Below are 19,824 nucleotides of genomic sequence, written 5' to 3' on the forward strand. Positions count from 1 at the left end.
CAGAGATGATCTTCCGCTCTACCGTCGCCTACGGCTCCTTCGCGGTCATGGCCGCGATCCTGATCGTCACCGCGGTCATCGCCCGGCGGCGCCGGCACAACGGCATCGTGATCACGCAGCTCGCGGTCCTGCGGCCGTGGCCGCGTCCGCCGTCCTGTGGAAGCCCTACGTCCCGCTGCACTGACAGGAGCGGCGAGGTGCTCCCGCGCATCCGTACGGCGACGCTCAGGGGAACGCAGTCATCGCGGCGCGTATGACGGGAGGCGAACGGCGTGCACGGCCAGCCCGCCGGCCGCGACCACGACCGCCGCCGCCAGATAGAGCCGTCCCGGGCCCCAGCCGGAGTCGAGCAGCCCGCCGGCCACCAGCGGGGAGACGAGCGACCCGATGCGACCCATGCCGACGCCCCAGCCCACACCGGTCGCGCGTATCGCGGACGGGTAGACGGACAGGGCGAGGGTGTACATACCGGCTACAGAACCGTTGATGAACAGGCCGATCAACGCGCTCAGCGCGAGCAGCGATCCGTACACCGAGACGGCGGGGACGAACAGGGCGAGCAACGCGGCCGTGGTGAGCGTGTAACCCACCAGTAGGTGCTGGAGTGCGAAGCGGGTCGCCAGCAGACCCAGCACCAGGGTGCCGAAGATGCCGCCGAGGTTGAGCAGCACTCCCCAGGCGATGCCCTGAGCGGCCGACAGGCCGGCCTCCACCAGCAGTTTCGGCGTCCAGCTCGTGACGAAGTAGAACGCGGACATGGCGGTGAAGAAACCCGCCCAGGTCAGCAGCGTGTTGCGGCGTAGCCGTGGGGTGAGGATCCGCCGGGTCCGGGGTGCCGGCTCGGCGGGCGTGTCCGGGCGGTCGGGCATGGACTCCAGCGTCGGCTGCTTCATCGCGACGAGCAGCCTGTTGAGACGCTCCAGGGCGCCTGGTGAGCGCTTGGTGAGCAGGAAGTCCAGGGACTCGGGGAGCCGGTACAGCACCACGCCGATGAGCAGAGCCGTGCCGACTCCGCCGAAAACGAACACCGCTCGCCAGCCGGACGAGCTCTGCAGCGCCATCGTGACGACCCCGCCCACGGTGGCTCCGACGGCGTAGCCGGCCACGTTCAGGCTGACGGCCAGACCCCGCCAGCGGCCGTTGGCGTACTCGGCGGCGATGACGTTGCTGCTCGCCAGGATACCGCCCACCCCGATGCCGGTGAGCATCCGCAGCAGGCCGAGCTGGACGGCGTCCCGGCTCAGCGCCGACCCCAGCATCCCGGCGGAGGCGACCACGAGGCAGGCCAGGATCAGCGTCCGCCGCCCGACGCGGTCGGCCGTCGGGGCCAGCAGCAGCGACCCCAGTGCCATCCCGACCAGGCCCGCGCTGAGCAGCAGGCCGAGCTGTGAGCCCGACAGTGACCATTCGTCCGACACCGCGGCGGAGGTGTAGGACATGACCAGGACATCGAAACCGTCCAGGACATTGAGCAGCACGCACACGACGATCGCCGACCACTGCATACGCGACATCGGGGAGTCGTCGACGCGGGCACGCAGTTCCGCGGAGTCAGCCTGCATCCGACCGGCCTTCCAGATAAGGACAGGCCTCAGAACAGCACCGACATGAAGGTGCCGACCTCCGTGAAGCCCGCCTTCCGGTAGGCGGCCCGGGCGGGGGCGTTGTAGTCGTTGACGTACAGCGAGACCACCGGCGCGAAACAGGCGAGGGCCTGCTCGACCACCGCGGCCATGCCGGTCGCCGCGTGCCCCCGGCCGCGCCAGGCGGGATCGACCCAGACCCCCTGGATCTGGCAGGCCTGCGGGGTGACCGCGCCGATCTCGGCCTTGAAGACGACGGTGCCGTCGTCGATCCTGGCGTAGGAGCGGCCGATCCGGATCAGCTCCGCCACCCGCGACCGGTAGAGCGCGCCGCCGTCGCCCGCCTCGGGCGAGATGCCCACCTCCTCGGTGAACATCGCCACGCAGGCGGGGAACAGGGTCTCGAACTCCTCCGGCCGCACGCGCCGCACCAGCGGGTCGGGCAGGATCGGGGAGGGTTTGGCGGTGGCCATCAGCGGCTGGGCCCAGCGGACCGCGCGGGCGGGTCCCCAGTAGGGCTCCAGCCGTTCCCAGAGCGGCTCGACCGCGTCGGCCGGGCCGACGATGGAGGAGCAGCGGCGGCCCTGCCGCCGGGCCCGGTCGGCGAAGGCGTGCACGGCCTCGGGACCGGCGTGCACCGGGACGAGGTTGGCTCCGGCGTAGCAGAGCGAGGTCAGGCCGCCGCGCGGCCCGAACCCCCACATCTGGCCGCCGAGCCGGGCCGGATTGAGTCCGACGGACCGGACCCTGGAGGCGACGAACACATTGGCGACGGGGTCGGTGTCGAGAAGCGCCAGGACCTCGTCGCGATCGTTGTCGTCGAGCACGCGCGACGCCGTTGTGCGCAGCATCACGGGCCCAGCCTACGCGAGACCCCCGGGTTTGACAGGACCGGCTCGCAGATCGGTATCTACCTGCCCAGATCCGCAGTCATCGGTATACGTTCGGCCCGGGTCTCAGCCGTGGGTTCGGGACCGGCCGCGCAGCGCGCGTCGACCCCCGCCCTGGTGCGCCCGGCGCGTCCGGGCAGCGTCCCGTCCCGCAGGTAGGCGGCCAGGTGCCCGTCCACGCAGCGGTTGCCCTCGAAGAGCGCGACGCCGTGGTCGCCGCCGCCCTCGACCACCAGCCGGGAGCGGGTGAGGATCCGGCGCAGCTCCAGCGCGCCGGGGTAGGGCGTGGCGGCGTCGCGCCGGGACTGGATCAGCAGCGCGCCCGGCAGGGCACGGTCCTGCCGGATCCGCACCGGGACGCCGCCCCGCCCGGGCCAGAACGCGCACGGCGCGTTGTACCAGGCGTTCTGCCAGGCGAGGAAGGGCGCCCTGGCGTGGATCGCGGCGGTGTCGGTCCGCCATCTGTTCCAGTCGCGGGGCCAGGGCGCGTCCGCGCACTCCGTCGCGAGGTAGACGGCGTAGCCGTTCTCGGTCGCGGCGTCGTTCTTCGCGTGCTTGCGGTAGGCGGCCAGCAGCGGCGCGGTGTCGCCCCGCCTGACGTACGCGGAGAAGGCCCGGGCGAGCTCCGGCCAGATCATGTCGGAGTAGCCGCCGACGGTGTAGAGGTCGTCGAACTCGCTGGGGCCGACCACGCCGCCCGCCGGGCGGGTGCGCAGCCGCTCCCGGGTGGCGTACCAGGCGAAGGAGGCGGCCTTGGTCGTCGCGCCCAGCCGGTAGACGCGGTTGTGGCGGGCCGTCCACGCCAGGAAGTCGCGGTGCCGCCGGTCGAAGTAGGCGTTCTGCTTGAGGTTGGAGGCGTACCAGATCCCGCGGGGGTCGACCACGCTGTCCAGGACCAGCCGCTTGACCCGCCGGGGGAAGAGCGTCGCGTAGACCGCACCGAGGTAGGTCCCGTAGGAGTAGCCCAGGTAGCTGATCCGGGGCTCGCCCAGCGCCGCCCTGATCATGTCCATGTCCCGGGCGGAGTTCTCCGTGGTCAGGTGGGGCAGGAACCAGCTCCACCGCCTCTCGCACGCCTCGGCGTACTCACGGGCCCGGCCGACCAGCACGGACTCCTCCTGCGCGGTCTTCGGGACGTAGTCCGGGCGCGGCGGCGCGTAGTACTCGTCCGGGTCCACGCACCGCAGCGCGGGCGTGCTCTCCCCCACCCCGCGCGGGTCGAAACCGATCACGTCGAACCGGTCCGCCAGCCCGCCGGGGAGCGCCGCCGCGACGTACTTGGCCAGGTCCCGGCCGGAGGCGCCGGGCCCTCCGGGGTTGACCAGCAGGACGCCCAGGTGGTTCCCGCTCCGCGGGGTCCTCCCCTTGATGCGGTTCAGCGCGATGCCGATCGTCCGGTCCGGCCGCCGGTAGTCGAGCGGCACTCTGAGCGTGGCGCACTCCACCGCCGGGGCCGCCGAGGCGCTCCCGCGCCCCGCACCCGCCCCGTCGCAGGCCCCCCACACGAGGTCCTGCCTGACGTGCGCCATCGCCTGAGGCGGCACCCCGACGGCCACGACGAGCATCCCGACGCCCGCGACAACCCCGACGACCCTCTTCACTGGGACTCCCTCTCCTCGATCGGCAGGGAGATCGTCCCCCGGAGGGTCGCCGCACCACCGGCCACCAGGCCGGATGCTTACCATCGCGTAGTCAATTGATTGCGGCGCGCGGCCGTCCGGCCGGCCCCGGACGCGGCACGGGCCGGAGACGCCCCGAAGGACCGGGGCGTCCCGGACGATCCCGCAGGGTCCCACGGGACACTGCTGGACACCGCGGGGTCGGCGCAGGGTCAGCGCACGACGACCTCGGGGCCGGGGGCGTCGTCGTCGAGGTCGACCTCGACGCCCATCTCCTCGGCCAGCCGCAGGGCCTCCTCGATCAGGGTCTCCACGATCTGCGACTCGGGGACGGTCTTGATGACCTCGCCCTTGACGAAGATCTGGCCCTTGCCGTTGCCGGAGGCCACACCCAGGTCCGCCTCGCGGGCCTCGCCGGGGCCGTTGACGACGCAGCCCATGACCGCCACGCGCAGCGGGACCTTCAGCCCCTCCAGCCCGGCCTGGACCTGCTCGGCCAGGGTGTAGACGTCGACCTGGGCCCGGCCGCAGGACGGGCAGGAGACGATCTCCAGGCCGCGCTCGCGCAGGTTCAGCGACTCCAGGATCCCGATGCCGACCTTGATCTCCTCCACCGGCGGGGCCGACAGCGACACCCGGATGGTGTCGCCGATGCCCTCGGCCAGCAGGGCGCCGAACGCCACGGCCGACTTGATCGTGCCCTGGAACGCCGGGCCCGCCTCGGTGACGCCGAGGTGGAGCGGGTAGTCGCACCTGGCCGCGAGCAGCCGGTAGGCCTGGATCATCACGACCGGGTCGTTGTGCTTGACCGAGATCTTGATGTCCCGGAAGCCGTGCTCCTCGAAGAGCGAGCACTCCCACAGCGCCGACTCCACCAGCGCCTCGGGGGTCGCCTTGCCGTACTTCTGCAGCAGGCGCGGGTCGAGCGAACCGGCGTTGACGCCGATCCGGATCGGCACCCCGTGGTCGGCGGCGGCGCGCGCGATCTCACCGACCTTGTCGTCGAACTTCTTGATGTTGCCCGGGTTGACCCGGACCGCCGCGCAACCCGCCTCGATCGCGGCGAAGACGTACTTCGGCTGGAAGTGGATGTCGGCGATCACCGGGATCTGCGACTTCTTCGCGATGATCGGCAGTGCCTCGGCGTCGTCCTGGGACGGCACGGCGACCCGGACGATCTGGCAGCCCGCGGCGGTCAGCGCGGCGATCTGCTGCAGGGTGGCGTTGACGTCGGCGGTGACCGTGGTGGTCATCGACTGCACCGAGACCGGCGCGTCACCGCCCACCGGCACGGAGCCGACCATGATCTGACGGGAACGGCGTCGCTCGGCGATCGGCTTGGTCCTCACCGAGGGGATACCGAGAGCCACAGAAGTCATTTTCCCAGCCTTTTTGAAAAGTCGACGGCCGCTCCAGTCTAGGCAGTCGCGGTGAGCTCCCGCGCCCGGATCCGCGCCCACCCGTCGGCGGCGAGCACCTCCTCGACCGAACCGGCCTCGCCGGGAACGTGCTCGGCGACGACCGCGGCCACGGTGTCCAGGATGCCGGGGAACGGCAGCCGCCCGCCCAGGAACGCCTCCACGCAGACCTCGTTGGCCGCGTTGTAGACGGCCGGGGCCGTGCCGCCCGCGGAGCCGACGTGGCGGGCGAGCGCGACCGCGGGGAAGGCCTCGTCGTCCAGCGGCTCGAAGGTCCAGGTGTGGGCCCGGGTCCAGTCGACGGCGGGGGCCGCTCCGGCGACCCGCTCGGGCCAGCCGAGGGCGAGCGCGATGGGCAGTCGCATGTCCGGCGGGCTGGCCTGGGCGATGACCGACCCGTCGACGAACTCCACCATGGAGTGCACGACCGACTGCGGGTGGACCACGACGTCGATCCGGTCGAAGCCGACGTCGAAGAGCAGGTGGGCCTCGATGACCTCCAGGCCCTTGTTGACGAGTGTGGCCGAGTTCACGGTGATGACCGGTCCCATCGACCAGGTCGGGTGGGCCAGGGCCTGCTCCGGCGTCACCCCGCCGAGCTCCGCGCGGGACCGGCCGCGGAACGGCCCGCCGCTGGCGGTGACGACCAGCTTCCGTACGGCGGAGGCGTCGGGGCCGGTGGGGCCGGCCGCCCACAGGCACTGGGCGAGCGCGGCGTGCTCGGAGTCGACCGGGAGCAGCTGCCCGGGCTTGGCCAGGCGCTTGACCAGCGGCCCGCCGATGATCAGCGACTCCTTGTTGGCCAGCGCGAGCGTCCGGCCCGCCTCCAGTGCGGCCAGCGTCGAGGTCAGCCCGAGCGCGCCGGTGATGCCGTTGAGCACGGTGTCGCACGGCCAGGCCGCCGCCTCGGCGACCCCCTCGGGCCCGGCCAGGACCGTCGCGGTCACCCCGCGGGCGGCCAGGGCCTCCTTCAGCGCGGGCAGGGCCGCCGGGTCGGCCACGGCCACCGCCTCGGGCCGGAACTCGGCCGCCTGGCGGGCCAGCAGGTCGATCCGGCCGCCTCCGGCGGCCAGCGCCGCCACCCGGAACCTGCCGGGGTTGCGGGCGATGACGTCGAGGGACTGGGTCCCGATGGAGCCGGTCGAGCCGAGCAGGACGACGGAGCGGGTGATGTCTGTCTGCACCGTCCCATTCTCACGGACGTCCGGCGTGCGGAGAACCGGCCGGAATCCGTGACCGGAGAAACACGCGATGAAAATCGTGATTTACGTCCGAATTCCGCCATATCAATAGTTGTAAATCTTGAGAAATGCGGATATCCGGCGCATTAGCTTCCCGAGTCAGCATCCAGGTCTCGGGAGGTACACATGCGCCGCACGGCACGCCTCGTCCCCCTTCTCGCCCTCGTCTCGGGAGGCGCCCTGCTGCCCCCGGCCGCCGCCCACGCCGCCGGAGGCCCCGCCGCGGCGCCCGCGACCCCCGCCCCCGTGGAGGAGGAGGCCGCCGACACGGGGACCGAGCAGCGCACCGTGCGGCGCTACTGGACCGAGGCGAAGATGGAGGCGGCCCAGCCGCTCGACGCCCTCGCCCCCCGGAAGAAGGGTGTCCGGCTCACCGGCTCCGCGGCCGCCGCGCAGTCCGCGGCCGCCCCGGCCTCCGTTCCCCCGACCGCCCCGGGCGGGCGGGACGCCGCGGACGGAAGGAGCACGACCGGCGACGGGAGCACGGCCGCCGGCAGGGGCACGGCGACCGCCCCGGCCCGGGCGGCCCGCGCCGTCGACGGCTCCCCCTGGACCCGCGGCGGAGCCGTCACCGGGACCGCAGGGCGGGTCTTCTTCACCTACCAGGGGCGGAACGCCTCCTGCTCCGGCAACGCGGTGACCAGCGAGAACAGGAGCACGGTGATCACCACCGGGCACTGCGTGAAGATGGGCGGCGCGTTCCACACCAACTGGGTCTTCGTGCCGGGCTACGACGGCGGCGAGCGGCCGCACGGCACCTGGGTCGCCACCACGCTCTACACCACCCCGCAGTGGAACGACGCCGAGGACATCGACCACGACGTGGCCGCCGCCGTGGTGGCCCCGCTGAACGGGCGGTACCTGACCGACGTGGTCGGCGGCCAGGGCGTCGCCTTCAACCAGGCCCGCAGGCGGCAGATGCACGCCTTCGGCTACCCCGCCGCCGCCCCCTACGACGGCTCGGAGCTGGTCTACTGCAGCGGCCGGGCGTTCGACGACTTCCTGATGTCCCGCGACCTCGGGCTGAACTGCGACATGACGGGCGGGTCGAGCGGCGGGCCGTGGTTCCTCGACTTCGACGAGGCCACCGGGCTGGGCACGCTGAACTCGGTGAACAGCTTCAAGTACGGCTTCGCGAGCGGCTGGATGTTCGGCCCCTACTTCGGCGTGGAGGCCCAGGCCGTCTACCGGGCCGCCCAGGGCACCGACGCTCCGTAGCTTCACGCAAAGTAGCCACACGGAAACCTTGGGTAGTGCAAACTCGGGGCCATGACCCCGAGCCTCGCCCTGCTTGCGGCCGCCCCCCTCGTCATCGGGCTGACGGGCGCCCCCCTCATCGGCGCGACCACCACCGAGCACGGACGCGGCCTCGCCGGCGCCGGTGTGGTGGCCGCGGCCCTCCTCCGGCCTCCCGCGCACACCCCCGGCAGGGCCCTCGGAACAGCAGGGGGCACGGGCGGTCCCGACATCGTCGAGCACGCGGCCGCCCGCAGCGCGGCGGAGCAGCGGCGCGTGCTCGGTTACTGGACCCCCCGCCGGATGGCGGAGGCCGCCCCGCTCGGCCTCCTCGACACGCTCACCGGCGCCCTGGGCCCGGTCACGGCGCTCACCAGGCGGCCCGTCGGCGCGCCGGGCCCCGCAGGCGCCGCGGGACCGGCCGGCTCGGCGGGGCCGGCCGGCGCCGCGGGACCGGTCCGCGCGCTACCGGGCCGCCAGGAACCGACCGCGGGGCCGGTCGCGGGACCGGCCGCCGCGCGCCACCGGGCCGCCCCCGCCGGAGCCCCCGCCCGCCGCCGGGCCGCAGCCCCGGCCACCGCCGTGACCGGCGGGGCCCGCTGGACCGCGGGCGGCGCGGTGCGCAGCACCACCGGACGCGTGTTCCTCACCCTCAACGGGGTCGACTTCGTCTGCTCGGCGAGCTCGGTGCGGAGCGGGAACCGCGACCTCGTCGTCACCGCCGGGCACTGCGTCAAGGACGGGACCGGCGCGTGGGCGGAGAACTGGACCTTCGTGCCCGGCTACGATCAGGGCAGCCAGCCGTACGGGCGCTTCACCGCCCGCCGCATGTTCGTCGCGGGCCCCTGGTCTCGCAGCGCGGACGACAGCCACGACCTCGCCATGGTCGCGCTCAACACCAGGAACGGCAGGCACCTCGCCGACGTGGCGGGCGCGCAGGAGATCGCCTTCGGCACGGCCCGCGGCCGCCACGCCTACGGCTTCGGCTTCCCCGTCGACCCGCCCTACGACGGCGAGCACATGATCTACTGCGCCGGCCCGGTCCGCGAGGACCCGTACGGCCAGACCCGCGACCAGGGCCTGCGCTGCAACATGACGGCCGGGTCCAGCGGCGGCCCCTGGTTCAACGACTTCGACCCCGCGACCGGCCGCGGCACCATCACCTCGGTGAGCAGCTTCAAGTACAGCGACGACCACGGCACGATGTACGGCCCCTACTTCGGCGACACCGCCAAGGAGCTCTATCTCACGGCCCAGCGGTCCTGACCCGCTCCTCCGCTCCGGCCCCGTACGGCCCCGCGCTCCGGAGCGCGGGGCCGTACGCCCTGCGGATCGAACCCGGGATCCGGGGCACGGCCCTACAGGCTCAGCCCGGTCAGGACCATGACCTTCTCGTAGGTGTAGTCGGCCATCGCCGAGCGGACGCCCTCGCGGCCGACCCCGGACTCCTTGACGCCGCCGTAGGGCATCTGGTCGGCGCGGTAGGACGGCACGTCCCCGATGACCACGCCGCCGACCTCCAGCTCCCGGTTGGCCCGGAAGGCCAGGTCGAGGCTCCGGGTGAACACGCCGGCCTGCAGGCCGTACTTCGAGTCGTTGACCGCGGCGAAGGCCTCGTCCGGCCCGGAGACGCCCTGCACGACCATCACGGGGCCGAAGACCTCCTCGCAGGAGACCCTGGCCCCGGCGGGCGCGTCGGCCAGGACGGTCGGGGCGACGGTGGCGCCGTCGCGGGTGCCCCCGGTCAGCACGCGGGCTCCGCCGGCGACGGCCTCGGCGACCCACTGCTCGACCCGCTCGGCGGCCTCGACGGAGACCAGCGGCCCGACCTGGGTCTTCTCGTCGGCCGGGTCCCCCGTCACCAGCGCCTCGACGGCCGGGACCAGCCGGGCCAGGAAGTCGTCCCGCACCGACTCCTCGACGATCACCCGCTGGACCGCGATGCAGCTCTGCCCGGCCTGGTAGTTGGAGAACAGCGCCACCCGGGAGGCGGCCCAGTCGAGGTCGGCGTCGGCCAGGACGACCGCGGCGGCGTTCCCGCCGAGCTCCAGGGTGACGTGCTTGCGCGGCACACTTTCCATGATCGCGTAGCCGACCGGGCCTGAGCCGGTGAACGAGACCACCGGCAGGCGCGGGTCCTCCACCAGCGCGGCGGCCCGCTCGTTGGGCACCGGGAGCACGGAGAACATGCCCGCGGGCAGGTCCGTCTCGGCGAGGATCTCACCGAGCAGCAGCGCCGAGAGCGGCGTCGCGGGGGCGGGCTTGACGACGACCGGGGCGCCGACGGCGATGGCCGGGGCGACCTTGTGGGCGACCAGGTTGAGCGGGAAGTTGAACGGCGTGATCGCCAGGATCGGCCCGCGCGGGACGCGGGAGACGTAGGCGAGGCGACCGGCCGCGGCGGGCTCGGTGTCCAGGCGCATCGCCTCGCCGCCGGAGCGGCGGGTCTCCTCGGCGGCGAAGCGGAAGGTGGAGACCGCGCGGCCGACCTCGCCCCGGGCCCAGAAGACCGGCTTGCCGTTCTCCTCGGTGATCAGTCGGGCGATCTCGTCGGCGCGCTCGGCCAGGCGGCGCGAGACGTGGGCCAGGGCCTCGGCCCGCACGTGGACGGGGAGGGCCGCGGCCTCCTTGCGCACGGCCTCCGCCGCGGCGACGGCCTCCTCGACCTGATCCGGGGTCGGCACGGAGCAGACGCCGACGACGCGGCCGTCATGCGAGTTGGTCACGGTGAGCTCGGCGTCCCCGGTGGCGGGGCGTCCGGCGAGCCAGAAGGGGCGCACGTCCATACCTCCGACGCTATGCCACCCGGCCGGGTCCGGCGCCCCTCCACTCCGCACAAGGCCTCTCGACGGACACGCCGATCCGGATAAAATGACCCATCCTGATTCCATCCTTAAAACAGGTTTATTCGCGATATTTCTGTCCGGCTAGCGGTTTGAACGATCTTCACCGTGGCTAAGTCATCCGGTGCGAGTCCCCCCGAGCGGAAAGGCGTGGCCCCATTGACCTCCTCGGCCCCGCTCGGGCTCCAGGGCGCCTACCTCTCCGGTGACCGCGCCGCACAGGACGAGCTCCGCGCCAAGCTCCTCGACGTGGCGAACCACCTCCTGCTCACCATCGGCCCGGAGAGCCTGTCGATGCGGCGCATCGCCGCCGAGGCGGGCTGCTCCACCACCGTCATCTACACCATGTTCGGCAGCAAGGAGGGCCTGGCCGAGGCGCTCTACCTGGAGGGCTTCGAGCGCTTCCGGCGCCGGCTGGAGGCCGTGCCCGCGCATCCGGACTCCCTGGAGCGCCTCACCGCGCTGGGCACCGCCTACCGGGAGGCCGCTCTGGCCGAGCCGGGTTACTACAGCCTGATGTTCGAGCGGGCCATCCCCGGTTTCACCCCCAGCGAGCGGGCCAGGACCCTGGCCCGGGCGGCGCTCAACATCTTCGACCGGGTGATCGCCGACTGCATCTCGGCCGGCCAGCTCGTCCCCACCCAGCCCCGCAGGATCGCCGACGTGCTCTGGTCCGCGGCCCAGGGGGCGATCAGCTTGGAACGTGCCGGGCACCTGCGCGACGGCTCCGCCTTCGACGCCGCCACCCGGGCCATCATCCACCGCTACCTCGCGACCGGCACCGGACGGCCGGACCCGCCGGGCACCGTCTAGCCACCGGACGCCGGGACACCACGACCCGCCGCGCCGTCCGGCCACCGAGGCGTCGGGCACCCGCTCTCCGGGCCCCGGCGCCGGCCCGCTAGACGCTCAGCGCCACCCACAGCTCGGCGCGGACCGCCGGGTCGTCCAGGTCGCGGCCGAGCAGCTCGGCGACCCGGCGCATGCGGTAGCGCAGGGTGTGCCGGTGCACCCCCAGCCGCTGGGCCGCCGCGTCCCAGTGCCCGTTGCAGGCCAGGTAGGCGCGGAGCGACTCCACCAGGTCGGCGCGGGAGCCGTACTCCCGGAGCGGGGCGAGCAGCGCTGAGGAGAACGCCGCAGCCACGTCGGCGTCCAGCAGTGCCAGCAGCCCCCGGCCCGCCAGGTCGGCGAAGCGCACGACCGGGCCGGCCGGGCCCCGGGCCGAGGCGAGCGCCCGGTCGGCCTGCTCGATCCCGGTCCGCAGCTCCTCCGGGCCCACCGGCGCGCCGACCCCGAGCGGGCAGGCCCCGGCCCGGGCGGCGAGGGCCGCGGCCGCCTCCTCCGCCCCGGCCGCGGGGACGAGGACCAGCACCCGGTCGCCGTCGGCCACCGCGACCTCCTCCCCCGCCGCCTCCAGCGCCGCCTCGCGGTCGCCTCCGGCGGCCAGCACCACCAGCGGCCCGTCGGGGAACCGGTCGCCCAACCGCTCCAGCGTCTCCCGGCCGGCCTCCACCTGGCCGGCCAGCAGCAGCCGGAGCGCCGCGGCGCGGACCCGGCGCTCGGCGGCCAGGTGCTCGCGGCCGTGCTCCAGCGCGAGGGTGAGCAGGGAGCCCGCCGCGTTGACCACGGTGTGCTCGACCGGTGTGAACGGCTTGCCGAGGCCGACCGCGAAGAACCCCCCGGTGCGGCGCGCGCCGACCGGCTGGACGACGACGTGCTCCCCGGGGGTGGAGAAGGCGAGGCTGGCGGGGCTCCCGCCCTCCCGCGCGCGCCCGCGCAGGCGGCCGAGCTCGGGCAGAATCCCGCCGACGGCGGCCGCGCCCCGCCCCGCCGCGTGCCGTACGGCTCCCGCCTCGTCGAGCAGGACCGCCCAGCCGCCCAGCTCGCGGGCGAGGCGGTCGACCACGGCCCGCGCCCCCTCGGGCCGCAGCGCCGCGCGGGTCAGCCGGCCCTGCGCCGCGAAGGCCCGGGTGATCTCCTCGTACTGCTCGGCGGCGAGCAGGTCGCTGACCGCCTTGCCGATCGCGACGAACGGGGTCTCGCGCGGCACCTCCAGCAGCGGCAGCCCCGCCCGGTCCGCGGCGGCCAGCAGCTCGGCGGGGATCTCCCCGTGCCCCAGGCCGACGCCGAACCCCAGCCCGCTGACCCCGCGGGCGACCAGGCGCCCGACGTACGGCCCGGCGCCCGCGGCGTCCAGCCGCATGCCGGTGGTCAGCACCAGCTCGCCGCCCTCCAGGAACGGGGTGGGGTCCTCCAGCTCGCTGACCGCGACCCAGCGCACCGGCCGGTCGAGCGCGTCGCGGCCGGTGAGCACGGAGAGGCCGAGCGGCGCCCGGTGCACGACGGTGCGGAGCGTCGGAGCCACGGCGACCTTCCCCTTTTGTACGTCACGGCCATATCGGTCCCGGCGATTTTGCCATAGTGCATCATCGGCACGTGGGCCCGGCCCGCATACCGTCACAGCATGAGCACCGTCACCCAGGGCGGCCCGTCCCTCCCCCAGGAGCGCCGCGTCGTCACCGAGATCCCCGGTCCGAGGTCCCGCGAGCTGTTCGCGCGCAAGCAGTCGGCCGTCCCGCCGGGCATCGGCACGACGCTGCCGGTCTTCGTGACCCGCGCGGGCGGCGGCGTCGTCGTCGACGCCGACGGCAACTCGCTGATCGACTTCGGCTCGGGCATCGCGGTGACGAGCGTCGGCAACTCCGCGCCGCGCGTGGTCGAGCGGGTGCGGCGGCAGGCCGCGGACTTCACGCACACCTGCTTCATGGTCACCCCGTACGAGTCGTACGTGCAGGTCGCCGAGAAGCTCAACGAGATCACCCCCGGCGACCATGCCAAGCGCACCTTCCTGCTCAACAGCGGCGCCGAGGCCGTGGAGAACGCGGTCAAGGTCGCCCGGCACGCCACCGGCCGCCCCGCGGTCGTGGTCTTCGACCACGGCTACCACGGCCGGACCCTGCTGACGATGTCCCTGACGGCCAAGAACATGCCGTACAAGCACCGCTTCGGCCCGTTCGCCCCCGAGGTCTACCGGGTGCCGCTGGCCTACCCGTTCCGCTGGCCCACGGGCGCGGAGAACTGCGCCGAGGAGGCGGCGGCGCAGGCCATCGACCAGATCGACAAGCAGGTCGGCGCCGGGAACGTGGCGGCGGTCGTGATCGAGCCGATCGCCGGCGAGGGCGGCTTCATCGAGCCGGCCAAGGGCTTCCTGCCGCGGATCGCCGAGTACTGCCGGGCCAACGGCATCGTCTTCATCGCCGACGAGGTGCAGACCGGCTTCGCCCGCACCGGCCACCTGTTCGCCTGCGAGGACGAGGGCATCGTCCCCGACATCATCGTCACCGCCAAGGGCATCGCGGGCGGCCTGCCGCTGGCCGCCGTCACCGGCCGGGCCGAGATCCTCGACAGGGTGCACGTCGGCGGCCTGGGCGGCACCTACGGCGGCAACCCGCTGGCCTGCGAGGCCGCGCTCGGGGTGCTGGAGACCATCGAGGCCGAGGACCTGGTCGGGAAGGCCCGCCGGATCGGCGAGGTCATGCTGCCCCGGCTGCGGGCCCTCGCCGAGCGCGCCCCGATCGTCGGCGACGTGCGCGGCCGGGGCGCCATGACCGCCATCGAGCTGGTCGTCCCGGGCACCCTGGAGCCGCACCCCACCGCCGCGGCCGAGATCGCCCGGCGCTGCCACGCCGAGGGCCTGCTCGTGCTGACCGCGGGCACCTACGGCAACGTGCTGCGTTTCCTGCCTCCGCTGGTCATGCCCGAGCACCTGCTCCAGGAGGCGCTGGAGATCCTGGAGAAGGCGGTCTGCGAGGTCTGACCGTTTATCACGATCCAAAAGGGGCACCCGGCTTGATGCCGTGTGCCCCTTTTTGTCGTCGCTCAACCCGCTCCCGGGAGGCGATTTAACCGCAGCTTGGGACTCAGCAAAGCGATCACTGAGGGTGGCGAGGTTATAACGGTTCCGACGGGAGACTGCGTGATCAGGACGGGAAGCGCGATGCACTGGAGGCCGACCGCGACGGCACGGCTCATTATGTTCGACCCGGAGGGCCTGACCCCCGCCCAGTGCGAGGGGGACGCCTGCGTGGCCTGCCACAAGCGGTGGCCCCGCCCCAGGGTCCGGATCGGCCGCCTCCCCAGCGAAGCGGTCGTGCTCGCCTGCCCGGACTGCGCCGAGGCGCTGCTCCCGCAGCGGGCGGGCAACGTCTACCCCCTGTCCCGCAGCGTGGCCTTCTCCTGACGGGCCGGGAGGATCCGGGAGAAGGCGGCGCCCTCCCCCGCCGGAGCGGGGAAGGGCGCGGTGGCACGCAGGGCCTACTTGGTGAAGCCGACCGCGGTCCAGTCCTTCGGGTCGGCGAAACCGAAGGAGCCGTAGTTGGCCAGGTTCTTCTTGGTCCCGTAGATGTCCGGCCGCTGGTACAGCGGGATGGTGTGGACCAGGTCCCAGATCAGCTTGTCTGCCTGGTTGCCCAGGTCGATGGCCTTCTGCGGGTCCATCTCACCGGCCGCCTGCTCGATCAGGGCGTCGAGCTCGGGGGTGCCGGTGCGCGGGAAGTTGCTGCCGTAGTTGTCCGGCCCCGTCGGCGTCTTGTAGATCTGCGGCAGGGAGGTGTTCGGGAAGGGCGTGCCCAGCCAGGAGAACGGCACCAGGTCGAAGTTGCCGGGGATGATGTAGTCGTCGAAGAACTTGTCGTCCGGGACCGCCTCCACGGTGACCTTGACGCCGATCTCCTTCAGCATCGCCTGGGTGAGCTCACCCTCCTGCTTGGCCACGGGCAGCGAGGCCGGAACGGTGAAGCGGACGGCGAACTCCTTGCCGTCCTTCTTGCGGTACTCGCCCTCCTGCTTCCAGCCGGCGGCCTCCAGCAGCTGCTTGGCCTTTTCCGGGTTGTACTTGCCGACCTCGCCGGAGTTGTCCACGTAGCCCTTGTGGGTGTTCATGTACAGGTGGTTGCCGAGCGTCTGGATCGGCCAGTCCATGTCCTTGAGGTCGGACGCGGCGATCGTCTCGCGGTTGATGCCCATCGCGACGGCCTGGCGGACCGACTTGTCCTTCAGCAGCTCGCTGGAGCCGTTGACGGTGATGTGGCGCCAGTTCGGGGCCGCGGCCTTGCGGATGTCGGAGTTCGCCACCTCCTTGACCCGCTTGAGGCCGGCGGCGTCGCCCGCGGCGATCTCGACCGCGTCGAGCTCGCCGTTGACGAAGGCGTTGATCGTCGCACCGGTCTCCATGGCACGGAAGATCACCTTGTCGAGCTTGGCCTTGCGGCCCCACCACTTGTCGTCGCGGACCAGGGTGACGGCCTTGGTGGTCTCGTTGATGGACTCGACCTTGAACGGGCCGGCGGTGACGGGGATCTTGCCGACCCAGCCCTCGTTGAAGACCTCGGGGTCGTCGTTGGTGGAGGCCGGGTAGAGCGGCGCGAACATGTTCTTCCAGTCCGGGTACTGCTTGGCGAAGGTCACCACGACGTCCTTGTCGGTGGCGCCCTTCTCCACGGACTTCACTCGGTCGTAGCCGTCGGTCGAGGAGACCTGGTACTTCTTCTCCTCGCCGTTCAGGGCCTTCCACTGCGCCTGGAAGTCCTTGTAGGTGATCGGCGTCCCGTCCGACCAGGTCGCCTTCTCGTGGATCTTGTAGGTGACGACCTGGGTCTCGCCCTGCAGCTCCATCTTCCACTCGGTGACGTAGTCCGGGTGGTTGACGACGTCGGCCTTGTCGTCGGAGCGGAAGGCGCTCGGCATGAGCGCCTCCATCACCTGGTCGGTGTTGTCGTGGGTGCCGTTGACCTGGTTGTAGTTCCAGTTCGACTGCCACGAGCTGGTGGCCAGGGTCACGGTGCCGCCCTCGGCGACCTGCTCGTAGGCGACCGGGTTGATGGAGATGCCCGGCAGCTGGGCGGCGGCCTGCTGGGCCTCCTTGGCGGCCTCGGTCGAACCGGCCTTCGGCTTGTCCGCGGCACCGCCGCCGCAGGCGGTGAGGGCCATGGCCAGGAGCGCGGCCCCGGCGGCGGCCTTGTGGGCGACCTTCACGTGTTCCTCCAGGGAATCTCTACGGACGCGGGGCCGGGACGGCCTCGACGCCTTCGGGGTAGTGGCAGGCGGCGCCGTGGTCGGCGCCGGACGCGAGCCGTACGACGGAGGGCTCCTCCTCCGCGCACCTGCGCGCCTCCGGCTCGCCCAGCAGGGCGCGCTTCGGGCAGCGGGTGCGGAACCTGCACCCCGACGGCGGGTCCGCCGGGCTGGGCAGGTCGCCCTCGAGCAGGATGCGCGTGCGCGTGCGCTCCTTCTCGGGGTCGGGCAGCGGGATCGCCGAGAGCAGCGCCCGCGTGTAGGGGTGCGCTGGCGCGCCGTACACCTCGTCGACCTCGCCGATCTCGGCGATCTTCCCGAGGTACATGACCGCGACGCGGTCGGCGATGTGCCGGACCACCGACAGGTCGTGCGCGACGAACAGGTAGGACAGGCCCAGGCGGACCTTCAGGTCCTCCAGCAGGTTGATCACGCCCGCCTGGATGGAGACGTCCAGTGCCGAGACCGGCTCGTCCAGCACGACCAGCTTCGGTTCCAGCGCCAGGGCGCGGGCGATGCCGATGCGCTGGCGCTGGCCGCCGGAGAAGTGCTGCGGGTAGCGCTCGGCGTGCTCGGGCGCCAGGCCCACCAGGGTGAGCAGCTCGGCCACCCTGCTCTTGACGGCCTTGGCGTCCTTGCGGCCGTGCGCGCGCAGCGGCTCGGCGAGGATGTCGCCGACCGGCATGCGCGGGTCGAGCGCGGCCATCGGGTCCTGGAAGACGATCTGCAGGTCCTGGCGCAGTCCCCTGCGCTCGGCCTTGGCGAGCTTCGCGCTGTCCTTGCCGAGCACCACGACCGTGCCGCCCTGCGGGGCCGACAGCTGCATGATCTGCTGGAGCGTGGTCGTCTTGCCGCAGCCGGACTCGCCGACCAGAGCCAGCGTCTCGCCCTCGCGGACGTCGAAGCTGATCCCGTCCACCGCGTACACGGTGCCGACCCGGCGCTTGAACACCGCGCCCTTCATGAGCGGGTAGTGCCGGATCAGGTCGCCGACCTGGAGCACGGTCTCCCGCTCCTCGCGCGGCCCGGGCTCCTCCGCCTCGGCCGGCGGCTCCGGCACCGGGTAGACGTCCGCGCCGTCCAGGTCCTTGAGGTCGATCTCGTGCGCGCGGATGCACGCCGCCATGCGGCCGCCGGCGCCGATCCGCTCCAGCTCCGGCTCGGCGTCGTCGCACGCGTCGACCTTGAGCGGGCAGCGCGGCGCGAACGGGCACCCCGGCGGGAGGGCCGCGGGCGACGGCGGGTTGCCCTCGATCGGGATCAGCCGCGCGGTCGGCCGGTCCATCCGCGGGATCGAGGCGAGCAGGCCCATCGTGTACGGCATGCGCGGCCGGTAGTAGATCTCGTCCACCGCGCCCAGCTCGACCGGCTTTCCGGCGTACATCACCAGCACCCGGTCGGCCAGCCCGGCGACCACGCCGAGATCGTGAGTGATCATGACGATCGCGGCGCCGGTCTCCCGCTGCGCGGTCTTGAGGACCTCCAGCACCTGCGCCTGGATCGTCACGTCGAGCGCGGTGGTCGGCTCGTCGCAGATCAGCACGTCGGGGTCGTTGGCGATGGCCATGGCGATCATCGCGCGCTGGCGCATGCCCCCGGAGAACTCGTGCGGGAACGCCTTGGCCCGCGCGTGCGGGTGCGGGATGCCGACCAGGTCGAGCAGCTCCACCGCCCGCTTGGCGGCGGCGTCCCCGCTCACCTTCTGGTGCACGCGCACGGCCTCGGCGATCTGGTCGCCGATCGTGTAGACCGGGGTGAAGGCGGAGAGCGGGTCCTGGAAGATCATGCCGATGCCCTTGCCGCGGAGCCGGGTCAGCTCCTCCTCCGGCGCACCGATCAGTTCCCGGCCGTGCAGCCGCACCGAGCCGCTGACCTCGGCGCCCTCCGGGAGCAGGCCCATCACGGCGAGCGAGGTCACCGACTTGCCGGAACCGGACTCGCCGACGATGCCGAGGATCTCGCCCCGGTCGAGCCGGTAGCTCACGCCGCGCACGGCCTTGACGCCGCCGCGGAAGGTGACGTTGAGGTCGCTGACCTCGAGGACGGGCGCGCCTCGCCCGGTGGTCGGCTCGTTCACTGGTTGCTCCCCGGGTCGAGGGCGTCGCGCAGGCCGTCGCCGACGAGGTTGACGCTGAGGACGAGCAGCACGAGCAGGCCCGCCGGGAAGGCGAAGAGCCACGGGTAGCCGATGGCCTTGGCGCTGCCGTCCGCGATGAGCGTGCCGAGCGAGACGTCGGGCGGCTGGATGCCGAAGCCGAAGAACGACAGCGCCGCCTCGCCGATGATCGCCGCGCTGACGTTGAGCGTGGCGTCGATGATCAGAAGTGAGGAGATGTTCGGCAGGATGTGCCGCAGGATGATCTTCCAGGCCGGGATGCCCATGTACCGCGCGGCCGCCACGAACTCGCGCTCCCGCAGGGAGAGCGTCATGCTCCGCACCATCCGGGAAGTGATCATCCAGGAGAAGAGCGCGAGCAGGACCACGAACCAGAGCCAGGATCCGCCCTTGAGCCGGGGCGAGACGATCGCGATGATCAGGAAGCTCGGCAGCACGAGCAGCAGGTCCGTCGCCCACATCAGGGCCTTGTCCACCCAGCCGCCGACATAGCCGGCGGTGGCGCCGACCAAGGCGGCCAGGCCGGTGGAGAAGAGCGCGACGAGGAAGCCGATGACGATCGACTTCTGCATGCCGCGCAGCGTGACCGCGTAGACGTCCTGGCCGATCTGGGTGGTGCCCCACCAGTGGCCGTCCTCATCGAACGAGGGCGGCTCCATGAAGGCCAGGAAGTCCTTGTCGGTCCAGTCGTGCGGGCCGAGGAAGGGGCCGGCGTAGGCCAGCAGCAGGAGCAGGGCCAGCGCCAGCAGGCCGTAGCGGGACTGCGGGTTCCGCAGCATGCGGGCAAGAACGATCTTGGAACGCAT

General features: G+C 72.7%; 16 protein-coding genes. 6 read left to right on the forward strand and 10 right to left on the reverse strand.

Annotated features, from left to right (window positions below):
• Positions 1 to 5 precede the first annotated feature (5 nt).
• Positions 6 to 257, forward strand: a complete 252-nt coding sequence (locus tag IEZ07_RS17825; protein ID WP_191895767.1) for a hypothetical protein — start codon at positions 6 to 8, stop codon at positions 255 to 257.
• Here IEZ07_RS17825 and IEZ07_RS17830 read toward each other — a convergent pair.
• The 5 genes from IEZ07_RS17830 to dxr all read right to left on the reverse strand — a co-directional run bounded on the left by IEZ07_RS17830 (position 240) and on the right by dxr (position 6,694).
• Positions 240 to 1,562 carry an MFS transporter gene (locus IEZ07_RS17830; protein WP_191895768.1) on the reverse strand — a complete coding sequence of 441 codons (1,323 nt, stop codon included), beginning with the start codon at positions 1,560 to 1,562 and terminating at the stop codon, positions 240 to 242. The genes IEZ07_RS17825 and IEZ07_RS17830 overlap by 18 nt on opposite strands.
• A 29-nt stretch (positions 1,563 to 1,591) precedes the next feature.
• Complete coding sequence (locus IEZ07_RS17835) at positions 1,592 to 2,434, reverse strand: GNAT family N-acetyltransferase (RefSeq protein ID WP_191895806.1); 843 nt, start codon at positions 2,432 to 2,434, stop codon at positions 1,592 to 1,594.
• A 59-nt stretch (positions 2,435 to 2,493) separates the two neighbouring features.
• Complete coding sequence (locus IEZ07_RS17840; protein WP_204054403.1) at positions 2,494 to 4,074, reverse strand: alpha/beta hydrolase; 1,581 nt, start codon at positions 4,072 to 4,074, stop codon at positions 2,494 to 2,496.
• A gap of 230 nt (positions 4,075 to 4,304) precedes the next feature.
• On the reverse strand, positions 4,305 to 5,471 hold the full coding sequence (ispG, locus tag IEZ07_RS17845) for a flavodoxin-dependent (E)-4-hydroxy-3-methylbut-2-enyl-diphosphate synthase (protein WP_068897041.1): 1,167 nt from the start codon (positions 5,469 to 5,471) through the stop codon (positions 4,305 to 4,307).
• 38 nt (positions 5,472 to 5,509) lie between these two features.
• Positions 5,510 to 6,694 carry a 1-deoxy-D-xylulose-5-phosphate reductoisomerase gene (dxr, locus tag IEZ07_RS17850; protein ID WP_191895769.1) on the reverse strand — a complete coding sequence of 395 codons (1,185 nt, stop codon included), beginning with the start codon at positions 6,692 to 6,694 and terminating at the stop codon, positions 5,510 to 5,512.
• A 183-nt stretch (positions 6,695 to 6,877) separates the two neighbouring features.
• On the opposite strand from dxr, the gene IEZ07_RS17855 reads away from it, so the two are divergent.
• On the forward strand, positions 6,878 to 7,969 hold the full coding sequence (locus tag IEZ07_RS17855; protein WP_191895770.1) for a trypsin-like serine peptidase: 1,092 nt from the start codon (positions 6,878 to 6,880) through the stop codon (positions 7,967 to 7,969).
• Positions 7,970 to 8,020: 51 nt separating this feature from the next.
• A complete protein-coding gene (locus IEZ07_RS17860) occupies positions 8,021 to 9,253 on the forward strand; it encodes a trypsin-like serine peptidase (RefSeq protein ID WP_239320092.1) in 1,233 nt (410 codons plus the stop codon).
• 92 nt (positions 9,254 to 9,345) lie between these two features.
• Here the strand turns inward: IEZ07_RS17860 and IEZ07_RS17865 are convergent, their stop codons facing one another.
• Positions 9,346 to 10,773: an aldehyde dehydrogenase family protein gene (locus IEZ07_RS17865; protein WP_191895771.1), complete on the reverse strand. Its 1,428-nt coding sequence runs from the start codon at positions 10,771 to 10,773 to the stop codon at positions 9,346 to 9,348.
• A gap of 207 nt (positions 10,774 to 10,980) precedes the next feature.
• Between IEZ07_RS17865 and IEZ07_RS17870 the strand changes: the two genes are divergently transcribed.
• Positions 10,981 to 11,643 (forward strand): TetR/AcrR family transcriptional regulator, encoded by a 663-nt coding sequence (locus IEZ07_RS17870; RefSeq protein ID WP_239320094.1) that lies wholly within the window; start codon positions 10,981 to 10,983, stop codon positions 11,641 to 11,643.
• Positions 11,644 to 11,731: 88 nt separating this feature from the next.
• Here the strand turns inward: IEZ07_RS17870 and IEZ07_RS17875 are convergent, their stop codons facing one another.
• Positions 11,732 to 13,195 (reverse strand): PucR family transcriptional regulator, encoded by a 1,464-nt coding sequence (locus tag IEZ07_RS17875; RefSeq protein ID WP_191895772.1) that lies wholly within the window; start codon positions 13,193 to 13,195, stop codon positions 11,732 to 11,734.
• Positions 13,196 to 13,294: 99 nt separating this feature from the next.
• On the opposite strand from IEZ07_RS17875, the gene gabT reads away from it, so the two are divergent.
• Both gabT and IEZ07_RS17885 read left to right on the forward strand, forming a co-directional pair.
• The gene (gabT, locus tag IEZ07_RS17880) at positions 13,295 to 14,647 is read left to right on the forward strand and encodes a 4-aminobutyrate--2-oxoglutarate transaminase (RefSeq protein WP_191895773.1); all 1,353 of its coding nucleotides are present in this window, start codon (positions 13,295 to 13,297) and stop codon (positions 14,645 to 14,647) included.
• Between the two features lie 159 nt (positions 14,648 to 14,806).
• Positions 14,807 to 15,070, forward strand: a complete 264-nt coding sequence (locus IEZ07_RS17885) for a hypothetical protein (RefSeq protein ID WP_307729026.1) — start codon at positions 14,807 to 14,809, stop codon at positions 15,068 to 15,070.
• A gap of 74 nt (positions 15,071 to 15,144) precedes the next feature.
• Here IEZ07_RS17885 and IEZ07_RS17890 read toward each other — a convergent pair whose 3' ends face one another.
• The 3 genes from IEZ07_RS17890 to IEZ07_RS17900 are packed head-to-tail and all read right to left on the reverse strand — an operon-like array spanning position 15,145 to position 19,824.
• Positions 15,145 to 16,863 (reverse strand): ABC transporter family substrate-binding protein, encoded by a 1,719-nt coding sequence (locus IEZ07_RS17890; RefSeq protein ID WP_191895774.1) that lies wholly within the window; start codon positions 16,861 to 16,863, stop codon positions 15,145 to 15,147.
• Positions 16,864 to 16,882: 19 nt separating this feature from the next.
• Positions 16,883 to 18,979: an ABC transporter ATP-binding protein gene (locus IEZ07_RS17895; protein ID WP_191895775.1), complete on the reverse strand. Its 2,097-nt coding sequence runs from the start codon at positions 18,977 to 18,979 to the stop codon at positions 16,883 to 16,885.
• Complete coding sequence (locus IEZ07_RS17900) at positions 18,976 to 19,824, reverse strand: ABC transporter permease (RefSeq protein WP_191895776.1); 849 nt, start codon at positions 19,822 to 19,824, stop codon at positions 18,976 to 18,978. The genes IEZ07_RS17895 and IEZ07_RS17900 overlap by 4 nt, the downstream gene beginning before the upstream one ends.

Source organism: Planomonospora parontospora (genome assembly GCA_014647935.1).
GTDB classification, from domain to species: domain Bacteria; phylum Actinomycetota; class Actinomycetes; order Streptosporangiales; family Streptosporangiaceae; genus Planomonospora; species Planomonospora parontospora.